The following is a 4,606-nucleotide window of genomic DNA, read 5'->3' as shown; positions in this document are numbered from 1 at the left end:
GAGCGATCCCGTCGATGAAAGCACGCCTTCCTTTCTTTCAAGTATCATCTCGACGAGTGTCGGCACTGAAAGGTTTTTGTGGGCATTGACGAGCTTGATGTCCAACGCTTCAAGCTCCATCACAGGTCTTTTTATGTCTAACACTTTCAGCCTCTATCAGCCGGGCTTTGGTTATAATCTTTGAGCCCTTAATTTCGGAAATCCGGCCGCATATTCGTCAAAAAATTCGATGAAAAGAGGTAGGCTATCCAATCCACGGCCGTCCCGCGAACCCTGGCTATGTGTGTGCGGACCTGACTGCCCTCTTTTTTGCGTGCACGGCAGGGCTGTACATCGTCCTCAAGTTTGATATGAAGCGGTTTATCTCGTCCGGCGTCAACAACACCATGTCTTCTGATGCGTCAAGAGCCAAGCTTTGTGTGAGTGAATGAGAGTAGCTTAAAAGGTTTTAGAAGAATGTTACGCTCGTTTCTTACATCCAGCTGCCAAAGACAGCTTTGGCTGCCGCGCCGCCTTGGGCGGGCGCAGCTATTGACACAGGCGCCGGATTTCACCTACGTTGTCAGAGAGGAGCTTCAGGAACTCGTTGAACTCCTGCTCCGTCGCGTCGCGTCGCAGGATGCGCCGCGTCTGGTAGTGAAAGGAATTGTAGATGCGCCCCACCACGATTCCAAGGGCCAGGTCTTGCGGGCTCGCCGCGGGGATCGCGTCCTGAATAGCCTTTATCTCACCTGCCGCCCCCACCGCCTCGCCTATCTTGGACATGACGGCCTTTTCCACCCTCGGGTCCATGCCTCTGCTGTTGTGCGCCTGCGTATTAAAATAATCCGAACCGCGACGATTTCAAGTCGGAAAGCAGCTTTACCTGCACGCCCTCGACCCGGAGTTTCAGCTGCCGGTTGAGCCAAGTTGCAAACTTTTCGTCGAGGTTGGCGCCTTTCATGCGCCAGATGTCGTTTTCCGGCATGTTTGCCAGCTGCTGCACAAACGCCCTGCTTATCGCTACAGGGTAAAAGTCCCACCCAAACGCGGACTCGGCAGGCCCGGACAGTATGTCGGCCCTGTCGGACCCGGCCAATTTGGCCATGTTGTCAAGCATCGCGGCGACCAGCTTGCTGCCCGAGTCATAGCTGGTGCATGCCACCTGCATGATGACACGCTCAGAATCATGCACGACGATATTGCGGCAAAGAAAGTAATAACCTTAGCAGTTCAGAAAAAAGAAAAAGAGGAGAGCAGGTTTCCATACTCAGCTCACGGTGACTTCAGACGTGACGACCTCTGACAGCACCTGCGGGTTGGTCAGGTCGCTGATCACAAAGGTCCTGATCGTGTAGTCACCCGAGTCTTCGGGTATCCACGAAAGGCCCACCGGGATCTCGCCGTTTGCGGCTATCGTTGCTGTCTGCCACTGGAGGTAGACAGTGATGCCGTCTTCGTTCCTGACTTCCACGATCACGGTTGCAGGTCTCGGTTGCTCGTCGTTGTTCTTGACGTTGGACGTGATGACTACCTGCTGGCCGCTCGTTACTTCGGCCACGCTGCTGCCGTCTACATTGGCCAGTGCCGGTGCGCCGGGCGTCGTGCTGTCCGTGTTTGCCGCCGTTCCGACTACTGTGTTGACACGGAACTTTTGCGTCGAGCCTGCCAGCGTGCCGTTGTTGTCAAACTTTTGGCGGAAGTTTGTAGGGAACGAGTCTTCGTACTCGACAGTCACGTTGTCGCCATTGGACACCTGGAGTGCGCCGGTAGAGAATGTCCTTGACGTCTGGATGACGGCCTTGAACATTCCGGTGTTGGCGCCAGTCTCTATGGCCTGCACGTTTGTCAATCCCACCGCGTCCGTGGTCGAAGTCGCGCGTATGGTATGTCTGCGGTATCGGGGTCCCTGTCGGCGTCAACGTCGTTTATGCTCAGCTCGGCAATCTCGCCGACGGTGTAGCTTGCCTTGCTAAAGTTCATCTTGGGGTCCTGGCTGACCACCTGAACCGTCTTTGTGACCATCGTCCTCTGGCCGTTTACGCCCTTTTCGTCTTCGTATCTGATTGAGACGATGTCGCCGGGGAGCGCGTTGATGGTCACGTCGTTGCTCGGCGTGTTGGCTGCCCCTGCGGCCTGCGCTGGGCTGAGCCTCACCTTGCCTTCAAAGACGGCGGTGTTGGGGCCAGTTTCGTCCACGTTGAGGTCTGCCCTGCTGCCTGCGCCCCTGTCAGACACCGCAGTCACCCTGCCGGTGATGGTCTGCTTGGACGACGGGTTGCTGTTGAGGTCTCCATCCTCGATGGTCACCTTGACCTGCGTTACCGGGCCCACCTGCTCCGGCGTGACTGTCAGCCCTCCTGTCGCGGCGCCGGACCGGAGAGTTATTTCGATCTGGGTCTGCGAGCTGGAGGCAAGAGGCCACGCGCTGGAGCCGATGACGCTCGGCGTCAGGTCGTAGTACCTCACCCGGATGTCCTGGTCTGGCTGCAGCCGGAAAGTCACGCCGCCAATGACGCTGGTCCCGGCCGTAAGGCTCTTGGTAAAGATGCCCGTGTTGACACCTGTCTCATCCATCGTCTGCGTCTGGAACTGCGTCGTGCCCGTGTCGTCTGTCCACCTTATGCTGACCCTGACCTTTTCCGCCGTGGTCACGTCTCTGTTGCCGTCGTCGTCCCTCACGGTTATCAGCATCTTGCCGCCGTTTGAGATGGTCGTGACGTCTGTCGAAAGTATCGCATTTCTCGCAGTAAAGCCTAGGCTGGTCGTGTCAGCATCGTCGGTGTTGCCAAAGGTGTTGTCCCGGCCTGCGTATTCGACCTTAATCTTGGAGCCTATCCACTGCGCAGGAGTCTCTGCAGGGTTTGAAAGCACCTGGATTTCGCCTGTAAAGACACCGGTGTCAAAGCCCGTCTCCCTGATAGACTCGCTCACCAGGATGCTTCCAGCTCCTCCGAACGTGCCGCCAGACGAGGTCTAGAGCGACAGCCTGAGCTTGTTGCCAAGCGTCAGGATGCCGTTAGCATCAGTCGCCACTGCTGCCTGACTTGAGATCAGGGTCTCTTCTGTCTGCGAGTTGGTGTTGGCAGATGGGTCGACGATGGTGATCCCAATGACGATGTTGCCCAGGTTTGCCGCATTCTTGGGGATGGCCAGTGCGCCGTCGCTTGCGTCGGTCCCTGTGCCCACCCTTGGCACGCCCACCGTCGTCCTGTCAAGCGTAATTACTGGCTTGGTCAGGCCGATCTGGACAGTCCTGCCGATTTCTGTGAACACTGTTTGTGTCTGGTCTTCGACGTCTTTGAGCGTAAGCTCAATGTTGTCGCCGTCCACGAACTGGAATGTTCCGCCCACTGCGTTTGTGAATGTCTGGAGGTTCAGCGTTGCTGTGAATATGCCTGTGTTGACACCTGTTTCGGTGAAGGTCATTGCGAATGTCGACGCCACGTCCCTTGCTGCGCCAGACACTCTGAGCCTTGCGTCATAGATCGGTGTTACCAGGCTGCCCGCCACTGCAGCACCTGAAACTCTTGGCGTTTCTGTTGCCTGAAAGTCGGTATCGACCGATGCGTTGTTCAGTGGTGCAAAGTTGAATGTGTACGACTCTATTACTGCGGTGTCGTCGTTGAGGTCTGAATCATTGAGTGTGTATGTGATTGTTGAGCCCTTTGACGCGGTTGTCTTGTCTGCTGTGATTGTTGGTGCGGTGTTGCCGAGCTGGAACGTCAATCTTGACGAAACGCCGCCAAGGTCAATGCCGTTGAGGTCAACTCTTGTTAGCGATTCGGTGATGCCGTTTGCGTTGGCTGTTGTCTCGATTGTGTTGAGCATGGTGAGGTCAAGGCGTATGTTGACTTCAAGAATGGAGTTTGGCGATGCGATTGTCTGCGTGCCTGTCGCGCCCGTTGTTCCGCTGCCGTTAAAGTCTACGCGGATGGCAGTTGTCTCGTTAAAGGGACCTATCAGGGCAAACGAGTCGTTAAAGTCGCCGTCGCCGTTCAGGTCAACCCGTGTGTTTGCCTCTACGATGCCAATGACGGTGTCTGTCGTGGCGCCGTTTGCGTTCAGGTCGAGCCTGATGTTAGCTTCGTTAACGGAGCCTGTTGCTACTACGGTGTCACCTGTGGTGCCGTTGCCGTTGATGTCTATCCGGATGCCAGTCGCTGGGTCCTCATCAACTGTTGCGCCGAAGGTGACATAGAATGCATCCAGATACTCGACCACGATGTCGTTGCCTGGCTGCACCCTGAGAACGCCTGCGTTCTGGTCAGCTGTCTGCTGCGTAAGACCTGCTGCAGTGTTTGGAATTGGCACGCCAGGTGTCACGTCGATGTCGTCGCCAGAGTGGTTTGGCTTGAATGTGTTGCTGTTAAGGCTGAGCTCTTTGATGTTAAAGAGCAGCGGGTTACCTGGTGTACCGGGTCCGCCTGCAGCGTTTCCACCTCCGCCGTTTGGAACTACCGCATTGGCGATGGTTACACGGATTGCGCCGGTGAATGTTTGCTCTGACCTTGTGCTCGTGTTCCTGTCAAGGTCGTTTATCCGGAGCGGGAGCCCGGTTGCATAGGTAGTGGCATTGACTGTCTGGAACGTACCCCTGATTGTTTGCACTGTGTACGAGCCTGTT

Annotated in this window: 6 protein-coding genes; all 6 read right to left on the bottom strand. The window is 56.2% G+C overall.

Features of this window, described 5'->3' with window-relative positions:
* Positions 1-277 precede the first annotated feature (277 nt).
* Positions 278-412 carry a hypothetical protein gene (locus ACREAY_RS09995; RefSeq protein ID WP_431755630.1) on the bottom strand — a complete coding sequence of 45 codons (135 nt, stop codon included), beginning with the start codon at positions 410-412 and terminating at the stop codon, positions 278-280.
* A gap of 116 nt (positions 413-528) precedes the next feature.
* Positions 529-792, bottom strand: coding sequence for a hypothetical protein (locus ACREAY_RS09990; protein ID WP_431755629.1), 264 nt, complete (start codon positions 790-792; stop codon positions 529-531).
* 25 nt (positions 793-817) lie between these two features.
* Complete coding sequence (locus ACREAY_RS09985; protein ID WP_431755628.1) at positions 818-1,174, bottom strand: hypothetical protein; 357 nt, start codon at positions 1,172-1,174, stop codon at positions 818-820.
* Between the two features lie 75 nt (positions 1,175-1,249).
* A complete protein-coding gene (locus ACREAY_RS09980; RefSeq protein WP_431755627.1) occupies positions 1,250-1,831 on the bottom strand; it encodes a hypothetical protein in 582 nt (193 codons plus the stop codon).
* Positions 1,828-2,913 (bottom strand): hypothetical protein, encoded by a 1,086-nt coding sequence (locus ACREAY_RS09975; RefSeq protein WP_431755626.1) that lies wholly within the window; start codon positions 2,911-2,913, stop codon positions 1,828-1,830. The genes ACREAY_RS09980 and ACREAY_RS09975 overlap by 4 nt, the downstream gene beginning before the upstream one ends.
* Positions 2,914-2,955: 42 nt before the next feature.
* On the bottom strand, positions 2,956-4,606 hold a 1,651-nt coding region (locus ACREAY_RS09970), incomplete at its 5' end, for a hypothetical protein (RefSeq protein WP_431755625.1).

It is taken from the genome of Nitrososphaera sp. (assembly GCF_050748925.1).
Classification (GTDB): Archaea; Thermoproteota; Nitrososphaeria; order Nitrososphaerales; family Nitrososphaeraceae; genus Nitrososphaera.
Note: the sequence above shows the minus strand (reverse complement) of the source record. Positions and strands in the feature narration are given on the sequence as shown.